Annotated in this window: 18 protein-coding genes; 15 read left to right on the top strand and 3 right to left on the bottom strand. The window is 45.8% G+C overall.

Annotation, left to right across the window (positions count from 1 at the left end; translation table 11 throughout):
- The first annotated feature begins 3 nt into the window (after positions 1-3).
- The 13 genes from ACKI5J_RS12835 to ACKI5J_RS12895 all read left to right on the top strand — a co-directional run bounded on the left by ACKI5J_RS12835 (position 4) and on the right by ACKI5J_RS12895 (position 15,596).
- Complete coding sequence (locus ACKI5J_RS12835; protein ID WP_407429874.1) at positions 4-1,263, top strand: extracellular solute-binding protein; 1,260 nt, start codon at positions 4-6, stop codon at positions 1,261-1,263.
- Entirely contained in the window at positions 1,247-2,323 is a 1,077-nt protein-coding gene (locus ACKI5J_RS12840) for a Gfo/Idh/MocA family protein (RefSeq protein WP_407429875.1), read from the top strand. The genes ACKI5J_RS12835 and ACKI5J_RS12840 overlap by 17 nt, the downstream gene beginning before the upstream one ends.
- A gap of 17 nt (positions 2,324-2,340) precedes the next feature.
- Positions 2,341-2,784 carry a MaoC family dehydratase gene (locus ACKI5J_RS12845; protein WP_407429876.1) on the top strand — a complete coding sequence of 148 codons (444 nt, stop codon included), beginning with the start codon at positions 2,341-2,343 and terminating at the stop codon, positions 2,782-2,784.
- A gap of 20 nt (positions 2,785-2,804) precedes the next feature.
- Complete coding sequence (fucP, locus tag ACKI5J_RS12850; RefSeq protein ID WP_407429877.1) at positions 2,805-4,103, top strand: L-fucose:H+ symporter permease; 1,299 nt, start codon at positions 2,805-2,807, stop codon at positions 4,101-4,103.
- Between the two features lie 18 nt (positions 4,104-4,121).
- A complete protein-coding gene (locus ACKI5J_RS12855; protein WP_407429878.1) occupies positions 4,122-5,366 on the top strand; it encodes a ribulose-bisphosphate carboxylase large subunit family protein in 1,245 nt (414 codons plus the stop codon).
- Positions 5,363-6,745, top strand: a complete 1,383-nt coding sequence (locus ACKI5J_RS12860; protein WP_407429879.1) for a four-carbon acid sugar kinase family protein — start codon at positions 5,363-5,365, stop codon at positions 6,743-6,745. Before ACKI5J_RS12855 ends, ACKI5J_RS12860 begins: the two co-directional genes overlap by 4 nt.
- Positions 6,746-6,774: 29 nt before the next feature.
- Positions 6,775-7,452 (top strand): aspartate/glutamate racemase family protein, encoded by a 678-nt coding sequence (locus ACKI5J_RS12865; RefSeq protein WP_407429880.1) that lies wholly within the window; start codon positions 6,775-6,777, stop codon positions 7,450-7,452.
- Positions 7,445-8,767: a bile acid:sodium symporter family protein gene (locus ACKI5J_RS12870; protein ID WP_407429881.1), complete on the top strand. Its 1,323-nt coding sequence runs from the start codon at positions 7,445-7,447 to the stop codon at positions 8,765-8,767. The genes ACKI5J_RS12865 and ACKI5J_RS12870 overlap by 8 nt, the downstream gene beginning before the upstream one ends.
- Positions 8,768-8,852: 85 nt before the next feature.
- On the top strand, positions 8,853-9,452 hold the full coding sequence (locus ACKI5J_RS12875; protein ID WP_407429882.1) for a TetR/AcrR family transcriptional regulator: 600 nt from the start codon (positions 8,853-8,855) through the stop codon (positions 9,450-9,452).
- 165 nt (positions 9,453-9,617) lie between these two features.
- Positions 9,618-10,751: an efflux RND transporter periplasmic adaptor subunit gene (locus ACKI5J_RS12880; protein WP_407429883.1), complete on the top strand. Its 1,134-nt coding sequence runs from the start codon at positions 9,618-9,620 to the stop codon at positions 10,749-10,751.
- 12 nt (positions 10,752-10,763) lie between these two features.
- Entirely contained in the window at positions 10,764-13,952 is a 3,189-nt protein-coding gene (locus tag ACKI5J_RS12885) for an efflux RND transporter permease subunit (protein ID WP_407429884.1), read from the top strand.
- On the top strand, positions 13,936-15,354 hold the full coding sequence (locus ACKI5J_RS12890; protein WP_407429885.1) for a TolC family protein: 1,419 nt from the start codon (positions 13,936-13,938) through the stop codon (positions 15,352-15,354). Before ACKI5J_RS12885 ends, ACKI5J_RS12890 begins: the two co-directional genes overlap by 17 nt.
- Positions 15,345-15,596 carry a hypothetical protein gene (locus ACKI5J_RS12895; RefSeq protein WP_407429886.1) on the top strand — a complete coding sequence of 84 codons (252 nt, stop codon included), beginning with the start codon at positions 15,345-15,347 and terminating at the stop codon, positions 15,594-15,596. Before ACKI5J_RS12890 ends, ACKI5J_RS12895 begins: the two co-directional genes overlap by 10 nt.
- 45 nt (positions 15,597-15,641) lie before the next feature.
- Here ACKI5J_RS12895 and ACKI5J_RS12900 read toward each other — a convergent pair whose 3' ends face one another.
- Positions 15,642-16,001, bottom strand: coding sequence for a hypothetical protein (locus ACKI5J_RS12900; RefSeq protein WP_407429887.1), 360 nt, complete (start codon positions 15,999-16,001; stop codon positions 15,642-15,644).
- Between the two features lie 139 nt (positions 16,002-16,140).
- On the opposite strand from ACKI5J_RS12900, the gene ACKI5J_RS12905 reads away from it, so the two are divergent.
- Positions 16,141-16,713 carry a DUF1543 domain-containing protein gene (locus tag ACKI5J_RS12905; RefSeq protein WP_407429888.1) on the top strand — a complete coding sequence of 191 codons (573 nt, stop codon included), beginning with the start codon at positions 16,141-16,143 and terminating at the stop codon, positions 16,711-16,713.
- 77 nt (positions 16,714-16,790) lie between these two features.
- Positions 16,791-17,333 (top strand): OmpA family protein, encoded by a 543-nt coding sequence (locus tag ACKI5J_RS12910; protein ID WP_407429889.1) that lies wholly within the window; start codon positions 16,791-16,793, stop codon positions 17,331-17,333.
- A gap of 32 nt (positions 17,334-17,365) precedes the next feature.
- Here ACKI5J_RS12910 and ACKI5J_RS12915 read toward each other — a convergent pair whose 3' ends face one another.
- The gene (locus ACKI5J_RS12915; RefSeq protein WP_407429890.1) at positions 17,366-18,643 is read right to left on the bottom strand and encodes an MFS transporter; all 1,278 of its coding nucleotides are present in this window, start codon (positions 18,641-18,643) and stop codon (positions 17,366-17,368) included.
- Between the two features lie 42 nt (positions 18,644-18,685).
- Positions 18,686-19,087 (bottom strand): YybH family protein, encoded by a 402-nt coding sequence (locus tag ACKI5J_RS12920; RefSeq protein ID WP_407429891.1) that lies wholly within the window; start codon positions 19,085-19,087, stop codon positions 18,686-18,688.
- Positions 19,088-19,089 lie beyond the last annotated feature (2 nt).

Raw genomic sequence — 19,089 nt, forward strand, 5'->3', positions numbered from 1 at the left:
AACATGCACGATACATCCGAAAGACTCAGAATAGCCGTACGTAAATTCGGTCCCTTCGAGAGGGCTATGGACATTATCTGGCAGCGGTACTGCGAAAGTACAGGCTGCAAGATGCAAGTGGAGATGGTACCGATGGACCTGCATGAGCTTCACGAAACGACTATTCAGAACGGCGGTCTGGGAACTGGTGAATGGGATATCGCACACATCAACACTGATTGGATATATGAGGCGTATACCGCCGGACTCCTTGAAGACCTGAGTGCGTCCATTGACCAGAATCCTCCTGTGGATTATCCGGTCGGCTGGAGCGAATCACTTCTACAACTTCAACGGTTTGGTAACCATATTGCCGGTTTGCCTTTTCATGACGGACCCGAATGTCTTGTTTACAGGAAAGACCTGTTTACGGATCCAAATGAGATGAAAAGCTACCTGGAACGTTTCGGCCAAACGCTGAAACCGCCGGCATCCTGGGATGAATTTTACCAGATCTCGCAGTTCTTTTACCGACCGGAGGACAATCTCTATGGAAGTGTGTTCGCTGCTAAGGCTGATGGTCATAATACGGTTTTCGATTTCTGTCTGCAATTATGGAGTCGGGGAGGGTCGCTTACAGATCAGCACGGCGATATTCGGGTTGATACGCCTCAGGCCGCTGAAGGCTTAGACTTTTATAGAAAAATACTCGGAGATACAACGGCTGTTCATCCCCGTTCCCCGGAATATGAATCGGTTAAAACAGGTATGGCATTCGCCAGGGGCGAAGCCGCTATGATGGTTAACTGGTTTGGTTTCGCGTCTGTTTGCGAGGTGTCGGATGACTCTATGGTGAAGGGGAAAGTAGATGTCTGTAACCTGCCATGCACGAGCGGCAACCAGCCGGCTTCCCTGAATGTTTATTGGCTGTATACTGTTGGTTCGGGAAGCAGTCACAAAGACCTGGCCTACGACTTTCTTCGTTTTGCTGTAAACGCCGCGAACGATAAGAAGCTCACGCTGGAGGGTGGAATCGGCTGCCGGATGTCTACATGGTACGACGAAGAAGTGAATAAGACAATACCTTACTACCATAAACTTGCCGGTCTGCACCAACACGCAAAATCTCTGCCTCAACGAACGGATTGGGTCCAGATTGCGAAAATTATTGATCAGACTATTTCAAATGCTTTAAAGACAACAATACCTTCGTCTGCACTCTTGCGCGAAGCGCAAACGAACATTGATGAACTAAAAAACAAGGACTATGATAATACCCTATAAGCCTGATTTACCCCAAACCGTTCAGCCGATCATTATCATCGGAGCTGGAGGTATCGTAAGTGACGCACATCTTCCAGCGTATAAAAAAGCGGGATTCCTCGTTTATGGCATTACAAACAGAACAAGAGCCAGGGCAGAGAAGGTTGCTGTTGAGTTTAATATTCCAAACGTATACGATACCGTTGCTGAGGCAGTGGCCAACGCACCGGCAAACGCGGTTTATGACTTAACCATTATGCCTGATCAGTATGTCGAGGTTCTTAATCAGCTTCCTGACGGAACTGCAGTCTTGATTCAAAAGCCTATGGGGGACTACTTTTGGCAGGCTAAGGAGATTCTTGAGGTCTGCAGGCGTAAAAACCTTGTAGCCGCTATCAATTTCCAGTTGCGTTTTGCACCCTTTGTTGCCGCGGCGAGATATATGATTGACAAGGGGATGATCGGCGACTTGTATGATATGGAAGTCAGAGTAACGCTGAAAACCCCCTGGGAATTATTTCCTCTGGTTAAAATACATCCCCGGCTGGAAATACAGTATCACAGCATTCACTATATCGACCTGATCAGATCATTTATCGGAAATCCGGAAACGGTATACGCCAAGACATTGAAGCATCCGGCCAAGAGCCTTTCTTCTTCCCGGTCGACCGTTCTGATGGACTACGGAGATACGATGCATGCTGTCATCAACACGAATCATGATCATGACTTCGGTCCGCACAATCAGGAAAGTTTCATAAAGTGGGAGGGTACAAAAGGGGCTATTAAGGCAAAGATGGGACTGCTGATGAATTACCCTGACGGCGTGGCTGACCTGTTTGAATACTGCATTCCTGAAGAAGGAGCGCCGCCGCAATGGAAGACCATTCCACTTGAGGGCTCGTGGTTTCCGGAGGCCTTCATAGGTACGATGGCGAGTTTGATGAGGTTTAAAGAGGGATCTTCTGATATACTGCACACGGGTGTAGAAGACGTCATACAGACCATGGCTGTAGTGGAGAGCGCATACATTTCGAGCGACCAGGGTGGTGTCAGGGTATCTGAACAACTAAAAGATTAAGAGCAAAAACGATCAACATGTATTTCAAATCAACATTTTTCGAAGGATATAACATAGGAGATAAGCGCGTAACGCTTGGGCGAACAATAACAGAGACAGACTTTGTTGTGCATGCAGGTCACACCGGCGACTTCTTTCCGCATCATATGGACGCTGAGTGGTGCAAGACCCAACCGTTCAAACAGCGGATTGCGCACGGAACCATGATTTTCAGCATAGGCATTGGGTTGACCGCTTCGGAAATTAACCCGGAAGCAATGTCAAAGGGATATGACCGGCTTCGCTTCATTAAGCCGGTTGTTATCGGAGATACGATCCACTCTGTGGTGACCATTTCTGACAAAGCTGATGCTAAGAAGCCAGAGTTCGGAACAGTTACGGAGCATGTAGAAATTATCAATCAGCACGGCGAAGTAGTTCTGGTCTGCGATCACTTGCTGATGGTTAAAAGAAGTAACTAACAGCATAAATCCATCAAGCCATGTCTTTACATCATCAGCACGAGATACCCCATAGCCCTAAGACGACATCTGCCGGTACCAACCCATATCTTGTCCCTTTTATCCTGATATCTTGCCTCTTTTTCCTGTGGGGGATGGCGCATAATCTGGATTCTATCTTGATTCCGCATCTCAAAAAGGCATGCCAGTTAAATAACAGGCAGTCGACGCTCATTGATACGGCGGTATTTATGGCCTACTTTCTTATGGCGATCCCTGCGGGTGCGATCCTGAATAAGTGGGGCTACAAGAACAGCATCATTTTGGGGCTGTTGGTTTTCTCTGCGGGAGCCTTCCTGTTTGTTCCGGCCGCTGATACGCGCATGTACGAACTTTTTCTGGTCGCACTGTTCATCATCGGATGCGGACTCACCATCCTGGAAACGGCAGCTAACCCTTATGCCGCGGTTTTAGGAAAACCCGAGACTGCTTCGAATCGGTTGAACCTTGCCGCTTCTTTCAATGGCCTGGCAGCGATGGTGGCCCCAATCATAGGGTCTTTGTTTATTCTTTCGGGTAAAGAATACTCGGCAGATGAACTCGCTGCGATGCCTGACGCCAGTAGAATGACGTATCTTATGGAAGAGGCAAGCTCTGTTAAGCTGCCCTACATCATTCTGGGGAGCGTTCTGCTGCTGGTGGCTGTTCTTTTTTACTTTATCCGCTTTCCTGAAGTTAAGCCCCCCGCAGCAGCAACACAAAAAAAGCAAAGCTTTCTTTCAGTATTGAAGCACCGTCATCTTTCATGGGCTGTAGCAGCGCAGTTCTTCTACGTAGGTGCCCAGGTTTGTGTCACCAGCTTCTTTATTCGCATGGCTCAACAGGGCGGAGGCCTGGATGAGAAAACTGCTGCGTATTATCTCGGGGTTTACGGGTTCCTGTTTATGTTTGGACGCTTCGCAGGCACGTTCTTCCTGAAGTTTATCAGCTCGCAGAATCTGCTGTCTATCTATGCGGCCGCCAGCGTGGCCCTTTGTGTAGTGGCTATCACCGGGGACGGTGCTTACGTAATCTACGCTTTGGGTGGTTTGGGATTCTTTATGTCCATCATGTTCCCCACGATCTTCGCTCTCGGCATAGCAGGCTTAGGCGAGGGAACAAAAACAGGGTCGTCATGGATTATCATGGCAATCGTAGGCGGCGCGATTCTCCCTTACGTAATGGGGACGATTATCGACTTCAACCATGATGATATCCAGATCGGCTATGTTGTTCCACTTATCTGTTATGTCATTATCCTCCTGTTCGGAATAAGAGGCTATAAACCCACTTCTCATTAACACCTTAATATTCATAATATGCAAAGAGTAACAGCTAAATATTATATTGAAACACCACTCGACCTGAACCATGCGGCGACAGTGCTGGCGGGTGAGCAATCGTCGGGAACATTCGTCGCTGTACCGGGTGAAACTGAGGAGCTTAAACATCGTTTTGCTGCCAGAGTGGAGTCTGTTACACCGTTAGACTCTTCGTCCACTCCGGCGATTCCGGGAGTGGATGTCAAGGGCGGCGTTTATCAACGGGCGATGATCGAGGTATCTTGGTCAGTAGAAAACTTCGGTTACAATTTGCCGGTTCTTATTTCTACGCTGCAGGGCAATCTGTATGAACTTACCCAGTTTACCGGTCTCAAGTTGATGGATATCGAATTTCCACATTCATATTCCCAGGTTTTTGAGGGTCCGAAGTTCGGTGTTGAGGGCTGCAGAAAGCTAACGAATGTTTATGACAGGCCACTGATTGGTACTATCATCAAGCCCAGCGTTGGCCTTAGTCCACAGGAAACAGCAGACCTGGTGCGAACTTTAGCTGGCGCAGACATCGATTTCATCAAAGACGATGAGCTGCTGTCGTCATCAGCAAACTCACCATTCGAAAGTAGAGTAGATGCCGTTATGCGGGTAATCAATGAACATGCTGATAAAACAGGAAAGAAGGTAATGTACGCCTTTAACATCAGTGACGACATGGATGAGATGCAACGCAACTATGAGAAAGTACTCAGCGCCGGCGGCACTTGCGCGATGATCAGTTTGAATAGTGTAGGCATTTCTGCTGCAAAGAAGATTTGTGATATCGGCGAACTGGCTATTCATGGTCATCGGAATGGTTGGGGCATGATGAACAGACATCCTCTTCTTGGAATTGAATTTCCGGCGTATCAGAAGTTATGGCGTTTAGCTGGCGTGGATCAAATCCATGTTAATGGCATTCAAAATAAGTTCTGGGAGTCTGATGATTCTGTGGTAAGATCAATACAAGCATGCCAGAAACCTTTATTCGGAGGATATTCTGTTCTCCCGGTAGTTTCGTCTGGTCAATGGGGCGGACAAGCTCCAGAAACCTATAAGCGCACACAGACACTTGATCTCTTATACATGGCAGGAGGGGGAATAATGGCCCATCCCGGGGGACCTGCCGCTGGGGTAACGGCCCTTCATCAGGCATGGCAGGGTGCAGTACAAGGTCTGACCGTTGATCAAACAGCTTCCAAATATCCAGAGTTTGCCTTGTCAGTTGAAAAATTCGGAAAGAAATGAAAGAGTTAGAAAACAACTTGCTGATGGCCTTTTATGGTGATGATTTTACAGGCTCAACAGATGCTTTGGAATCGTTAAGCCTTGCAGGGATACAGACAGTGTTGTTTATTGATCCGCCTACCAGGGACCAGCTCGCCACATACGAGGGGCTTCAGGCTATCGGAGTGGCGGGTATGACACGTTCTATGCCGCCGGTACAGATGGAGGATACCTTAAGGGAAGCTTATGCAAAGCTGCTGGAACTTAAACCGCGACACGTGCATTACAAGGTTTGCTCTACATTTGATTCTTCACCGGTTATTGGAAGTATCGGCAAAGCAATTGAGACTGGTGTGAGCATATTCGGATCGCCTTTTGTTCCGCTTCTTGTTGCGGCACCAGCCCTCGGCCGCTATTGTGTTTTCGGGAACCTGTTTGCAAGAATGGGGATTGGTAGTGATGGAAAAATACATCGGTTGGACAGGCATCCGTCTATGATGAACCACCCGTCTACACCCTCTGACGAGAGTGATCTTCGCCTGCATCTTCAAAAGCAAACGGATAAGGTAATTGCTCTTGTGGATATCCTGCAAATCGAACGTCCCGCCGAGGAAACTTCAGGAGTTATGGAGAGGCTTGTGGAAGACGGAGCCGAAATAGTGCTTTTTGATGCGATCTACGATTCCCAGATTGAACGGATCGGCGGAATACTTGATGCTCAAGCCGGTAAAAAAGCCCCGCTGTTTTCTGTCGGATCCTCTGGAGTAGGGTCGGCTTTAGCTTCGTTCTGGAAAGAAAGAGGGCTCACCGCTCCGCGAAAACTACCGGGGCTTAGCCGCTCTGATTCGCCCATCCTGATTGTTTCGGGCAGTTGCTCGCCAGTGACAGGCGCACAGATTAAGGCGGCACTTTCTGCTGGCTTTGCCGAGATACCTGTTGATCCGGAGATCTTCGAATCTTCAGAAAGGTACTTTTTGCTAAGGGAGTGTTATGTAAATATGGCCACTAACTATATCAATGAGGGCAAAAATATCATTGTACATACCAGTCGTGGAGTAGAGGATGAACGGCTGGGGAGAGCAAGACAGGCTTTTAAAGCCGGCGGACTCAATCAGTCAAATAGCGCCTACTTTTATGGTACCTTATTAGGAGAAATCGTCCGTGAGGTAACCGCAACGGCGAAAGTTAAAAGGGTTGTTATTGCAGGAGGGGATACCTCCAGTTATGCAGCCAGGGCGATGGGCATCGAGTCTGTCGAAATGATTTCAACTTTTGCTCCTGGCGCCCCGCTTTGTCTGGCGCGAGCACCGGGTTCGCCTCTTGATGGTCTGGAAGTGGCCTTTAAAGGAGGCCAGGTCGGAAAGGCTGACTTTTTTATAAACGCATCTGCAGGAGAATAAAAATGACTAACCAATTAAATTTAATCGATATGAAACTAAAAACATTAGGTCTGATCCACACATCTGCTACGCTTGTACCTATCTTTCAACAGTTATGTAGCGACCTCCTGCCTGAGGTGAGCGTTTTTAACATCGTTGACGACAGCTTGATTAAGGATGTTATTGCGAAAAATCAACTGACCAATCACACTGCCCGCCGCGTAGTAAATCATGTTGGCTCAGCAGAAGAGGCTGGTGCAGACCTCATAATGGTTACGTGTTCATCCATTGGGGCAGCGGTCGAGGCTTCTGCCAAATTGACGAATGTACCGGTATTAAGGGTAGATCAGGCAATGGCCGAACAGGCTGTTCGGACAGGGAGTAAAATTGGAGTCATCGCTACACTCCCTACAACCCTGGAACCAACGAGTGATCTCGTCAGAAGAATGGCCCTTCAAGCAGGAAAGGAGATCGATCTAACGGCGAAACTTTGTGAAGGGGCTTTTGAAGCACTGATGACCGGAAATCCTGAAAAACACGACGAGATGGTATCCCAGGCTTTGATTGAGCTTTCCCAGAAGGTAGACGTTATCGTTCTTGCTCAGGCATCGATGTCCCGCGTAGTGGAAACTCTTGCACCTGAACACAAGATTGTGCCCATTCTTGCGAGTCCGGGTATCGCCGTAGCACGCATCGCAGAACTTCGAAAAGCATCGTCCTATGAATAGTTTTCGAAAAATTTGCCTCGCAGTTTCTGCAGTCACGCTGGTCAGTCTCATTGCTGGTCTCTTTATGGACAATGCTTCCATGTGGCAGGCTTCAGCAGTAACGCTTTCTGTCAGCTTGGCAATTGGAATTGGAGCTATACCGGCTCTGCGTAATTATCAATATACAGCCTGGATCATCACGGCAGTCGTCGCTGGGATGATTTATCCATCGGCATTTTTGCAGTGGGGTGATTTTGATTTACGCAATAAGTGGGTGATCCTGGTAATTATCCAGTTTGTGATGTTCGGCATGGGTATTCAGATGAGCATCCGCGACTTTACCAGCATAGCGAGTACAGGGAAGGGAGTTCTGATTGGTTTACTTTGTCATTTTTCAATAATGCCACTTATGGCTGTTTTGCTGACACGGGTTTTTGATTTCGATACTGAAATTGCGGCAGGCATTATCCTTATTGGCTCTTGCTCCAGCGGACTGGCTTCCAACGTGATGGTCTATATTGCCCGGGCTAACCTGGTGTTGTCGGTGACAGTGACTGCTCTGGCTACACTGGTCGCCCCGTTCATGACACCCTTGCTAATGAAACTTTTCGCAGGGACCATGATTGAAGTGAAATTTGTGGAAATGATGATGGAGATTATTAAAATAATGATTGTTCCTATCGGTGCAGCTTTGATTCATGATTATCTGAAAAACGCTGGTAGCGGTGGCTGGAGATTTATCCAAAGGGCTTCACTTGCTTCAGCAGTTCTTCTTGTGCTTATGCCCATGGGCCTTTGGAGTACTTTAGAGACCAACTTATCTCAGGAATCAATGCGCGTGATTGAAACTCTCAATTTCTTTGCGGGAGCAATCATTGTGGGGCTGGTTTACCACTATGCGACCTTGCGGTTTAAAAATCTTGATCAGCTGATGCCGTATATATCCATGTTCGGTATTGTATACTTTACTACAGTGACGACGGCTGCAGGAAGAGATAACTTATTAAAAGTCGGACTTCTGCTGTTTATATCCTCTGTGATTCATAACGCAGCAGGCTATATTTTTGGCTATTATCTGAGCCGCTGGTTCGGTTTGGACAAATCCTCTTCCCGCACGGTCGCCTTCGAAGTAGGACTTCAGAATGGTGGAATGGCTTCAGGGATCGCTGGCTCAATGGGAAAACTCGGAACTGTCGGTCTGGCAGCGGCGGTTTTTAGTCCGTGGATGAATATTTCAGGGTCTATACTCGCCAATTATTGGAGAAGAAAGTCTTTAAAAGAGGAGGAACAGTTGAGTAAGCGGGAACCCGCCGTTTCTGAAGCGCGATTGAAATAACTTAAATGACAAAATACTGATACTCGGTATCCAAAAGAAATCTACATTTGTTTAACACTGTTAAATTATTATACGGTATTGTTTCATGGGAAGTAAAGAAAGAATTCAAAGGCAGAAAGAGGAAACGAGATCCAATATATTGGAAGCAGCATTGGAGATTGTGAAGGAGGATGGATGGCAGGCGTTGAGCATGCGGAAGATCGCTGATAAAATCGAATACACTGCTCCTATAATTTATGAGTACTTTGAAAATAAAGAGGGGATCTTGTTAGAGCTTACACGTCAGGGAAATCAGTTGCTGCTGAAAGACTTTCATCAAGCGAAGGCCGCTCACGATTCGCCAAAGGAACAGTTGATAGCAATGTGGACCGCATACTGGGATTTCGCCTTTGCTAATACACAGCTTTATCAATTGATGTTCGGTGTGGATATGAACTGCTGCGTGACTAAACAGATTCCCGAAGGTGAGGCTGCTAAGACATTACTTATCGATGCGATCATTGCGGTAATGGATTCAGAAAACCCGGACAAGGCGATGGTTTGCCGAAAGTATTATACGTTTTGGTCTGTAATCCACGGGCTTATCTCCATCAATCTCGTCAGAAAATGTACAAACGATGAGAAAATGAACAGGCAGATCCTCAATGATGCTATAAATGGAATTATCAAGTACATAAACGATTAATTCTCTATTTCTAAAAAAGAAGGAAGAAGCAAATGTCTTCCTTCTTTTTTAGAACTTCACTTAACGATGTTAAATAAGATATCAATATTAAATATTTACACTCAAATCAACCCAATGCTTTTTTATACTCCAATACTTAACACTGTTAAATTATTAATTAACGTTATGAAAATCCCTCTGGCTCTCTCTCTCTTAGTATTCGCAGGTTGCACCAGCGAAAAAGTTCAGCTGGCTGATCCGGTGGTTCAGTCGATGCCTGTCAAGTTATTAAAGAATGGTCCTCAAACTACGTACATAGAATATCCTGCATCGGTGAAGGGTACTGTGGACTTAGAGATCAGGCCGCAGATCTCTGGATTACTTGAAAAGATCTATATTAACGAAGGTGCTCAGGTTCGTAAGGGACAGACCCTTTTCAAGATTAATGACCTTCCTTTCAAGGAGGCCTTGAACAATGCAAACGCGAATCTGCAAGCTGCAAAAGCTGCAGTTTTAAACGCTCAGATTGAAGTGGATAAATTAACACCACTCGTATCTGCAAAGGTGGTGTCGGAGTTCCAGCTGCGAAGTGCGAAAGCTGCTCATCAGATAGCTATTGCCAACGTGGCGCAGGCGAAGGCTGGGGTAGCTGCGGCTAAGATTAATCTTAGCTATACCGATATAAAGTCTCCCGTGGACGGCTATGTTGGCCGCCTTCCTAAAAAGCAGGGAAGCGTGGTAGGGCCAAATGATCCGATCGCATTAACTCAGCTTTCTGACACCCATGATGTTCATGTCTATTTCTCGCTTGCTGAAGCTGATTTCATCAACTTCAATGCTAAATATCCAGGTAAAACGGTGTCTGATAGAATCAAAGCACTGCCAGCTGTCTCATTGATATTAACGGACGGGTCTGTATACGCCGAGAACGGACGGGTCGATATGGTCGACGGGCAGTTTGACAGTCAAACTGGAGCGATCACCTTGAGAGCAAAGTTTGCCAATCATAACGGTATACTGAGGTCTGGGAACACAGGCAAGATACGACTGCCCATTCATCACGAGAATGTGATCCTGGTACCACAGTCTGCCACAGTTGAAGTACAGGATAAGATTTTTGTTTATACCGTTGACCCTAAAAATAAGGTTGGTAGAAAGCCCATCTCAGTCTTGGCGACAAGCGGAGGAGACTATCTCGTTAATTCCGGTTTGCGTTCAGGCGAACGCATCGTGATCGATGGAATAGATAAGCTAAAAGACGGTGACATCATCGATCCTACAAATCCGAACAATCAGACAATTGCTACTGCAACCAGATAACATTTATCAATCATGTTTAAAGTATTTATAGACAGGCCAGTCCTTGCCACGGTAATATCAATCCTGCTGGTTATTGTCGGTATTCTAGGTCTTACAAGGCTTCCTTTACAGCAGTTCCCTGATATAGCACCTCCTGCAGTCCAGGTTACGGCTTTGTACCCCGGTGCAAACGCAGAAACCGTCCTTCGTTCCGTTGCTCCGTCCCTGGAAGAAGCAATAAACGGTGTTGAAGGGATGAGTTATATGAGCTCAACAGCCAGTAACGACGGCTCGTTACTCATCACCATCTATTTCAAACTCGGGACCGATCCGGATCAGGCAGCGGTAAACGTTCAAAATCGGGTTTCTCAGGCGACAAGCCAATTGCCCGCAGAAGTAGTGCAGGCGGGTGTAACGACTGCGAAACAGCAGAACAGTTTGATCATGGTCGTAGATCTGTACACCGACAATGAAGCCGCGTATGATCAAACATTTATGGCAAACTACGCGGCAATAAACCTGATTCCTGAGATCAAGAGAATTCAAGGGGTCGGACAAGCGCTCATATTCGGAGGTAATAAAGACTATTCTATGCGAGTGTGGTTAAACCCGGCTCAAATGTCTGCATACAATCTGACTCCAAACGAAGTTATTTCCACTATTAAAGATAAAAATCTGGAGGCTGCCCCAGGTAGGTTTGGAGAAAGCAGCACCAACGCCTTTGAATATATTATCAAGTATAAAGGGAAGTTGAACAAGCCAACGGACTATGAGAATATCATCATTCGCTCCAATCCTGATGGATCATTTCTTCGTCTCAAAGATGTGGCGCGCATTGAATTCGGCTCATATTCATACTCAAGCTTAACCCGAATCAATAGCAAACCGGGACTAAATATCGGTATCCAGCAGCTCAGCGGATCTAATGCTAATGAAATCCAAATCGCCATCATGGATTTCATGAAGAAAGCTGAAAAGGACTTTCCAAGCGGCGTAAAGTATGATATTCTTTACAGCACAAAAGTATCTCTTGATCAGTCGATTAATCAAGTCATTCATACCCTTATCGAAGCTTTTATTCTGGTGTTCATTGTTGTGTTTCTTTTTCTGCAGGACTTCCGATCTACCCTTATCCCCGCGATTGCAGTTCCAGTTGCCATATTAGGAACCTTCTTTTTCATGCAGATATTTGGTTTCTCTATTAACTTATTGACTTTGTTTGCATTGATCCTCGCTATTGGAATCGTTGTTGATGACGCCATTGTAGTAGTAGAGGCTGTCCATGCGAAGATGGAGCATTCTCATCTTGCACCGAAGCCGGCGACAGTAGCTGCCATGCATGAAATTACGGGAGCGATCATCTCTATCACCCTGGTGATGAGTGCTGTATTTCTACCGGTTGGGTTCATGGAAGGATCTACCGGCTTATTTTACCGCCAATTCGCTTTTACACTTGCTATTGCGATTGTTATCTCCGCTGTTAACGCTTTAACCTTGAGCCCAGCTCTTTGCGCCATTTTTCTTAAAGGAACGCACACCTCCAGAGATGGCATGGCAAAGCCCGAGGGATTCAAGGCGCGCTTTTTTACGGCGTTTAATACTGGCTTTGAAAATTTGAGCAATAGATACGTTAAAAGTCTCAAGTTTCTGATAAGATCTAAATGGGTTAGCTTAGGTGGGCTGGCTGTCGTTCTTCTAACAACGATCTGGATGGTAAACAGAACACCATCAGGATTTATTCCTTCTGAAGATCAGGGATTTATAGCCATTTCAATGTCTATGCCTGCGGGCGCCTCTATGGACCGCAGTACAGCAGCTCTAAAGGAGGCTGAGGAAGCGTTAAGCCCTCTTCCATTTACCAAACTTTTCAACGTGTTATCAGGTTTCAACCTGCTGACGCAGTCGACCAGCCCTTCAGCCGGTGTCGCTTTCATATTGCTAAAACCGACAGATGAAAGGGGAGAGGTACAGAATATCAATGCTATCATGGACATCGTTCGAGCGAAGCTTTCAGCTATTAAAGGAGCAAATTTCTTTGTATTCACTTTTCCAACAGTTCCGGGCTTCAGTAATGTCGACGGTCTGGATATGGTGCTACAGGATAAGACAGGTGGAAAACTGGACAAGTTCAGCGGCATTGCCAATAATTTTATCATGGAGTTGATGAAGCGTCCGGAAATCGCTGTGGCATTTACTTCTTTTAGAGCAGACTATCCGCAGTTTGAACTTGAACTTGACGATGCGAAGGCTGAGCAGCTGGGCGTGTCCGTAACCGACATTCTGCAGACCATGCAGGCGTATTTCGGATCGGCCCAGGCCTCTGATTTTAACCGTTTCGGGAAATACTACCGCGTCATGGTTCAGGCGGATGTCACAGACAGGGCCGACCCTTCAGCCATGGATGAGGTTTACGTGAAGAATAGGTACGGCGAGAATGTACCTATAAATACACTTGTGAAGTTGAAAAGGGTATACGGACCGGAAACTGCCTCACGTTACAATCTTTTTAACTCAATAGGGATAAACGCCATGGCTAAGCCGGGTTTTAGTTCAGGAGATGCGATTAAGGCCGTTGAAGAGGTTGCTGCGAAGGAACTGCCCTCTGGGTATGGCTTTGAGTTCACCGGACTCACGAAAGAAGAGATATCATCTGGAGGACAGTCTGCTATTATCTTCGGACTATGCCTGATCTTTGTTTACTTCCTGCTCTCAGCACAATATGAAAGTTATATTTTGCCCCTGGCGGTTATATTTTCCATCCCTACAGGAATCTTCGGCGTGTTTGCGGCTATAGGATTGGCAGGTATTGAGAATAATATCTACGTGCAGGTGGCTCTGGTGATGCTGATCGGACTGTTGGCTAAAAATGCGATTTTGATCGTAGAATATGCTGTGCAGCGACGAAGGTCGGGAACTCCCCTGGTAGCTTCTGCTCTTGAAGCGGCCAAGTTAAGACTACGTCCGATTATTATGACCTCTCTGGCTTTTGTAGTAGGACTGATTCCGATGATGAGCGCCACGGGTCCATCAGCTCTCGGAAATCATTCGATAAGTATTGGAGCCGCAGGAGGAATGCTGACAGGTGTGGTCCTTGGACTCCTGATTATCCCTGTGTTGTTTGTTATTTTTCAAGCCCTCCAGGAGAAGGTCAGCGGCAAACCAGTTACCAGGAAAACTCACGTACAACCTTTAATTCTCAATGATCATGCAACCACAGTTTAAAAAAAGATATCTATTTCTGCTTATGCTGATGTTCTCTTTTACGTCATGCATTATTTCGCAGAACCTTCCCGTCCCCAACAATACACTCCCTGCAAGTTATAGGGGGGCGGCATTAACTGATACAGGCAGTATCGCTACACTGAAATATGCTGATTTTTTCCAAGACAGATCCATGATAGATTTGATCGACAGTGCGGTAGCTAATAATTACGATATGCAGATAGCGCTGAAAAACATTGACGCAGCTGCACTATTGTTCCGTCAATCAAAACTTGGAAATTTGCCTACACTTAGTCTGAATATTTCAGCTAATTCAAACAGACCTTCAGATAATAGTTTAAATGGATTGACAATAAATCAATTTGCTGGTACCACTCATGTGGAAGACTACAATGCATCAGCTAGTTTGAGCTGGGAGGCCGACATATGGAAAAAGATATCCAACCAGAAAAATGTGGCAGGGGCTGCGTACCTACAGTCGGAGGAAGCAAGAAAAGCTGTTCAAACCAGACTTGTTTCAGATATTGCTATTGGATTCTACAACCTTATTATGCTTGATACCCAATTAGCTATCGCGAAAAAGAATCTGGCATTAAATGACACCACCCTCAATATAATCAGGCTTCAATTCAATTCAGGGCAGGTTACTTCACTTGCTATCCAGCAGGCAGAAGCGCAGCGGCAAGTTGCAGCTGGCCTTGTTCCTCAACTGGAGCAGTATATTGCACTTCAGGAAAATGCACTCAGCATCCTTACCGGTGTATTTCCAGGCACTATCAGAAGACAGGCGAAGCTGAATAGTATTGCTGTAAATAACAGTTTATCGGCTGGCATTCCTTCAGAGATGCTGTCTCTCCGCCCAGATGTCAGATCTGCAGAACTGGAGCTGCAAAAGGCTAACGCTCGGGTCGGTATTTCCCGTGCCAATATGTATCCTTCTTTGACTATTTCCGCATCTGGCGGCTTGAACGCCTTCAAGGCCAGTGAATGGTTTAATATCCCGGGATCTTTGTTTGGAATAGTTGCCGGGGGGATAACTCAGCCTGTGTTCCAGAGAAGACAGTTGAGAACGCAATATGAACTCGCAGCAATTGATCGGGAAAAGTCTGTACTTCAATTTAGATCTACAGTGCTCCATGCGGTCAGCGAGGTTGCAGACGAACTAACGAAGATTCGTAAGCTCGACCAGCAATATGCTATTTCGGACAGCCGGGTCAAAATAGTACAGGAAGGGCTACGCAATGCCAATTTGCTCTTTAAGAGTGGACTGGCTAATTACCTTGAAGTTGTTACCGCACAAGCAAACGCGTTGCAAAGCGAGCTCGATTTAACCGCCATAAAAACTGCCCAGCTCAACGCGAATGTGGGTCTTTACCGCACCTTGGGAGGAGGATGGAAATGAATAATGACAGGCATAGCCACTGGGATAGTATTTTGATTTACAGAACGTCCGTACGTAATGATAAAGAAAAGCTAAAAGTTGCAGACAAACTCAATTATCTGGTTGGGGAAAATAACTGGACGATCGATCTTGAGGACGAGGATAAAGTACTCCGAGTAGTATGTAATCGTGAACTAGCCAAAGAAATTGAACAGGTTTTTGCCGCATACCGATACAGATGCGAGTCAATGCCATATTGGTAAGTGATCAAATTCGGGAGGAACTGCTTGAGCGGTCCCTCCTGGATTCTACATTTCCTTCCGCTGGGTCAGAAGGCCTCCTATGACTATTCCAGAAAGGCCGATCACCAGAAATGTGTTTCGTGCAGCCGCATTTTCAGAAAATTTACCTAGCCAGGGAGCCAGCAATGATACGGCTCCCAATGCGATGTCTGCATCCAAGTGCGCTTTAAACGGCATGTATTTAAAGAGTCCCCACTCCGATCGGGTAACCAACGCGGAACCAAGCATAGCGGCTGCCATCAGGCGGGCCAGGGTCGCTGGTCTTTTGTCATTTTTGAAGTGCAGAAGCTCCGGAGCCAGTGCAGTCAAGGGAATATACGTCCAATCGGCAATTCCATGTGCTTTTCTCGAAATAGGTCGTTTCATAATAGATGTTTTAAATAGATATCTATCAAAACGTGAGGGCTGTCAGATTGATTTATTTTCTTTCAAAATGATCTCTTTGTAGCCCTAAGTGTCGCTACATTTCAGATATTTGTCCAACTAAATACTCAAAAAATACAATTTGGAATCTACACTGAACCTTTACATGTTATTACTTGGTTGTAAACCAAAGGGCAGACATACCGAACAACATGATATATTTTTTGCCATAGGAGATAGTCTGAAAGCCCTTATTCCTGATATCCATCTTTTCTGGCCGGAGGCGGAGGGAGTGCTTCATATAGATGCCTGGCGTGAGGTTAAACAGGTTGGCTCATATAGCATCGCAGTAGTACCTCGTGCTAGCATCACGAAGCATGAGGATGCAAGCCACTTGTTTTTTGTCAATCTTGGCGGGTACCAGAAAGGCCTTTTTGACGAGCCTCACTTCAAGGTACTAACAGTACAAAAAGATATGGCAGCTGCTATAGCTGAAGCTAAGAAGACCTCGTTCTACAGAGAAACCCAATTTCCAGGAGCCAACTCACATATAGATGATAAATACGGACTGGACGTAGACGATATCTATGATGTTGAAGACATACTTCCTCAATACCAAAGAGAAAAATATGCCTTGAAAATCGCAGAATGCAATTCACTTATTCAGGATGAATACCATCTGGGATATTTCAAATTAAACAAACTTCCCGGCTAAACTCCTTTGGGAAATTTGATCTGATGCTCTTTGTTTTCCCGGATAACTTGTATGTTTATCAAAAAACACATGAAGATATGAAGTTTGCAAAATCCAGTTTGCTCCCTGTAATTATTTCCCTTATAGCATTGACAACCTTCCAGGCTTGTAAAACAAAGAAAGCGGGGATAGGTACCAATCCTTATGGCACCATCAAGGAAGAGCCCGAAGCCGAGAAGCCCGAAGCCCCAGCTCCTGAGCCGAAGAAAACTGAACCGGTAGCAGAGCCTGTTAAAGAAAGTCCGGATTTCAACTTCCGAAATATCCAGTTCGAATTTAATTCGGTCGTACTGAAAACGGTCTCTTATCCGATTCTGGACAAGGCTGCAACAGAAATGAAAAAAGATGTGAACGTCAGATTTATCATAAACGGTCATTCATCAACTGAAGGATCCGCGGAACACAATATGTCTTTATCAAGAGATCGCGCCAATTCTGTTAAGACATACCTGGTAAACGCAGGTATAGGTGAATCCCGACTGACAACGAAAGGGTATGGAGAAACCAAGCCTATTACAAATAATGATACAGAAGAATCCCGCGCACTGAATCGCCGCGTGGAAATAGAAATCGCACCATAGTACTACAGTCCATAGGGTATCTATCCGGTACCCTATGGTTTTGATTTTCTTTCGTTAATATCGTTCAGGCCCAAAGGAACCAGTACTTTAGTTTTAAGATAAGTGGCGCTTACCACCAATAGCGTCATTGTCCCACCGAAAACCACCGCAGGCACTGTCCCCATAAGTTTTGCCGTCAAGCCTGATTCGAAAGCACCAATTTCATTCGATGAGCCTATAAACATGGAGTTCACTGAAGACACCCGTCCGCGCATATCGTCAGGGGTCAGCAACTGCATGATAGTGGATCGTATAACAACGCTTACACTGTCGAATACGCCCTCAAAAAACAGGAAGCCCAGCGTTAGATAGAAGTTTGTTGACAAGCCGTAGCAAATAATAGAGATCCCGAAACCGCTTACTGCAAATAATAGATTTCTCCAGGGCTTGTTCATCGGCGAATGTCTTGCCATAACGAGCATCGTCAATACCGCACCCAGCGCAGGTGCCGCACGCATCATTCCAAATTGTTCAGCACCAACATGTAGCACTTCGCTGGCAATCACCGGAATTAGCGCAACTGCACCGCCAAAAAAGACCGAAAACATATCCAGGCTCATTGCCCCCAGCATCATCTTGTTTCCCAGAACAAACCTGATTCCAACAGTCAGACTCTTGAGAATGTTCTCTTTAGGCATAAAAACGGGCGGCCTTTTCTTGATAAAAAGGATGCAGCAAAAGGCTGTTGCAATGAACGCAAGAATTAACAAAAAGGTGGCAGAAACCCCGGCATACGCATATACCAGACCTCCAAATGCGGGCCCGGCAATTGATGCGATCTGAAAACCTGTGCTATTCCAGGTGGAAGAATTCGGATATAAGGAGCGAGGTATAATCATAGACATCAAAGAGAAGGTTGCCGGCCCCATGAACCCCCGGCATATACCAATGCAAAAGATCATTGCATAGATAATTCCTACAATGTGGCTGGTAACAAGTGTGGATGTCAGACCTGGTAGGGTAATAAGGTATAACACCAGGGAACACGTGAACATCCCTGTCATGATAAGCTTCAGCAATTTTGTTTTTTCCGACTTGTCCGCTACATATCCCCCGTAAAGTGCAATGCTTATGGCGGGGATCGCTTCTGAAAGACCTATCATCCCCAGGGAAAGCGGATCTTTCGTCAGATGGTAGATATACCAGCCAATAACAACCGCTTGTATCTGATAGCCAAACGTCAGGAAAAAGCGCATCAGCAGATAGGCTCGAAATTCGGGGAAGCGCAATGCGGCGTAGGGATCATTTTTTTGGGTAGTATCAAGTTCCATTATATTCGGTATATGAGACTGTAACACATGGCAAATAATATATTAGTTGAGCGAGACATATAGCTCGCATTGCGTCATCCATTTTCCATTGACTTTTCTCCACATAGCCGAATAGTTCCCAAAAAAAGGATCTGTCTTATAGCTCCACTTTCCTTTTTCCCATGCATAGTCACCACTTTGAGCAATAATGATCTCATCAGGTGTCCTTTCGAAGACCGGATTACTGTGCGCAAACATATGGTTCCATTGTTCTACAATTTTCTTTTTCCCCCGGGTATGGCTTCCGTCTCCGGCTATTTGCACGAAATTGTCTGACCAAAAGGCCGAAACCGCTTTTACATCCTTTTTAGCAATCGCCGCATTTGACAAATCTCTGGCCTGATGAATATAGACGACATCCTCGTTAGAAAAGTCGATAGAACTCATATTATTTATCGCACTCATAT

The sequence above is a fragment of the Arcticibacter sp. genome (genome assembly GCF_045629565.1).
Lineage (GTDB): Bacteria > Bacteroidota > Bacteroidia > Sphingobacteriales > Sphingobacteriaceae > Arcticibacter.

What these genes read in the sequence shown, in the direction of transcription:
- ACKI5J_RS12835 (WP_407429874.1), top strand. Translation starts at nt 4, where the DNA reads ATGCACGATACATCCGAAAGACTCAGAATAGCCGTACGTAAATTCGGT.
- ACKI5J_RS12840 (WP_407429875.1), top strand. Translation starts at nt 1,247, where the DNA reads ATGATAATACCCTATAAGCCTGATTTACCCCAAACCGTTCAGCCGATC.
- ACKI5J_RS12845 (WP_407429876.1), top strand. Translation starts at nt 2,341, where the DNA reads ATGTATTTCAAATCAACATTTTTCGAAGGATATAACATAGGAGATAAG.
- fucP (WP_407429877.1), top strand. Translation starts at nt 2,805, where the DNA reads ATGTCTTTACATCATCAGCACGAGATACCCCATAGCCCTAAGACGACA.
- ACKI5J_RS12855 (WP_407429878.1), top strand. Translation starts at nt 4,122, where the DNA reads ATGCAAAGAGTAACAGCTAAATATTATATTGAAACACCACTCGACCTG.
- ACKI5J_RS12860 (WP_407429879.1), top strand. Translation starts at nt 5,363, where the DNA reads ATGAAAGAGTTAGAAAACAACTTGCTGATGGCCTTTTATGGTGATGAT.
- ACKI5J_RS12865 (WP_407429880.1), top strand. Translation starts at nt 6,775, where the DNA reads ATGAAACTAAAAACATTAGGTCTGATCCACACATCTGCTACGCTTGTA.
- ACKI5J_RS12870 (WP_407429881.1), top strand. Translation starts at nt 7,445, where the DNA reads ATGAATAGTTTTCGAAAAATTTGCCTCGCAGTTTCTGCAGTCACGCTG.
- ACKI5J_RS12875 (WP_407429882.1), top strand. Translation starts at nt 8,853, where the DNA reads ATGGGAAGTAAAGAAAGAATTCAAAGGCAGAAAGAGGAAACGAGATCC.
- ACKI5J_RS12880 (WP_407429883.1), top strand. Translation starts at nt 9,618, where the DNA reads ATGAAAATCCCTCTGGCTCTCTCTCTCTTAGTATTCGCAGGTTGCACC.
- ACKI5J_RS12885 (WP_407429884.1), top strand. Translation starts at nt 10,764, where the DNA reads ATGTTTAAAGTATTTATAGACAGGCCAGTCCTTGCCACGGTAATATCA.
- ACKI5J_RS12890 (WP_407429885.1), top strand. Translation starts at nt 13,936, where the DNA reads ATGCAACCACAGTTTAAAAAAAGATATCTATTTCTGCTTATGCTGATG.
- ACKI5J_RS12895 (WP_407429886.1), top strand. Translation starts at nt 15,345, where the DNA reads ATGGAAATGAATAATGACAGGCATAGCCACTGGGATAGTATTTTGATT.
- ACKI5J_RS12900 (WP_407429887.1), bottom strand. Translation starts at nt 16,001, where the DNA reads ATGAAACGACCTATTTCGAGAAAAGCACATGGAATTGCCGATTGGACG.
- ACKI5J_RS12910 (WP_407429889.1), top strand. Translation starts at nt 16,791, where the DNA reads ATGAAGTTTGCAAAATCCAGTTTGCTCCCTGTAATTATTTCCCTTATA.
- ACKI5J_RS12915 (WP_407429890.1), bottom strand. Translation starts at nt 18,643, where the DNA reads ATGGAACTTGATACTACCCAAAAAAATGATCCCTACGCCGCATTGCGC.
- ACKI5J_RS12920 (WP_407429891.1), bottom strand. Translation starts at nt 19,087, where the DNA reads ATGAGTGCGATAAATAATATGAGTTCTATCGACTTTTCTAACGAGGAT.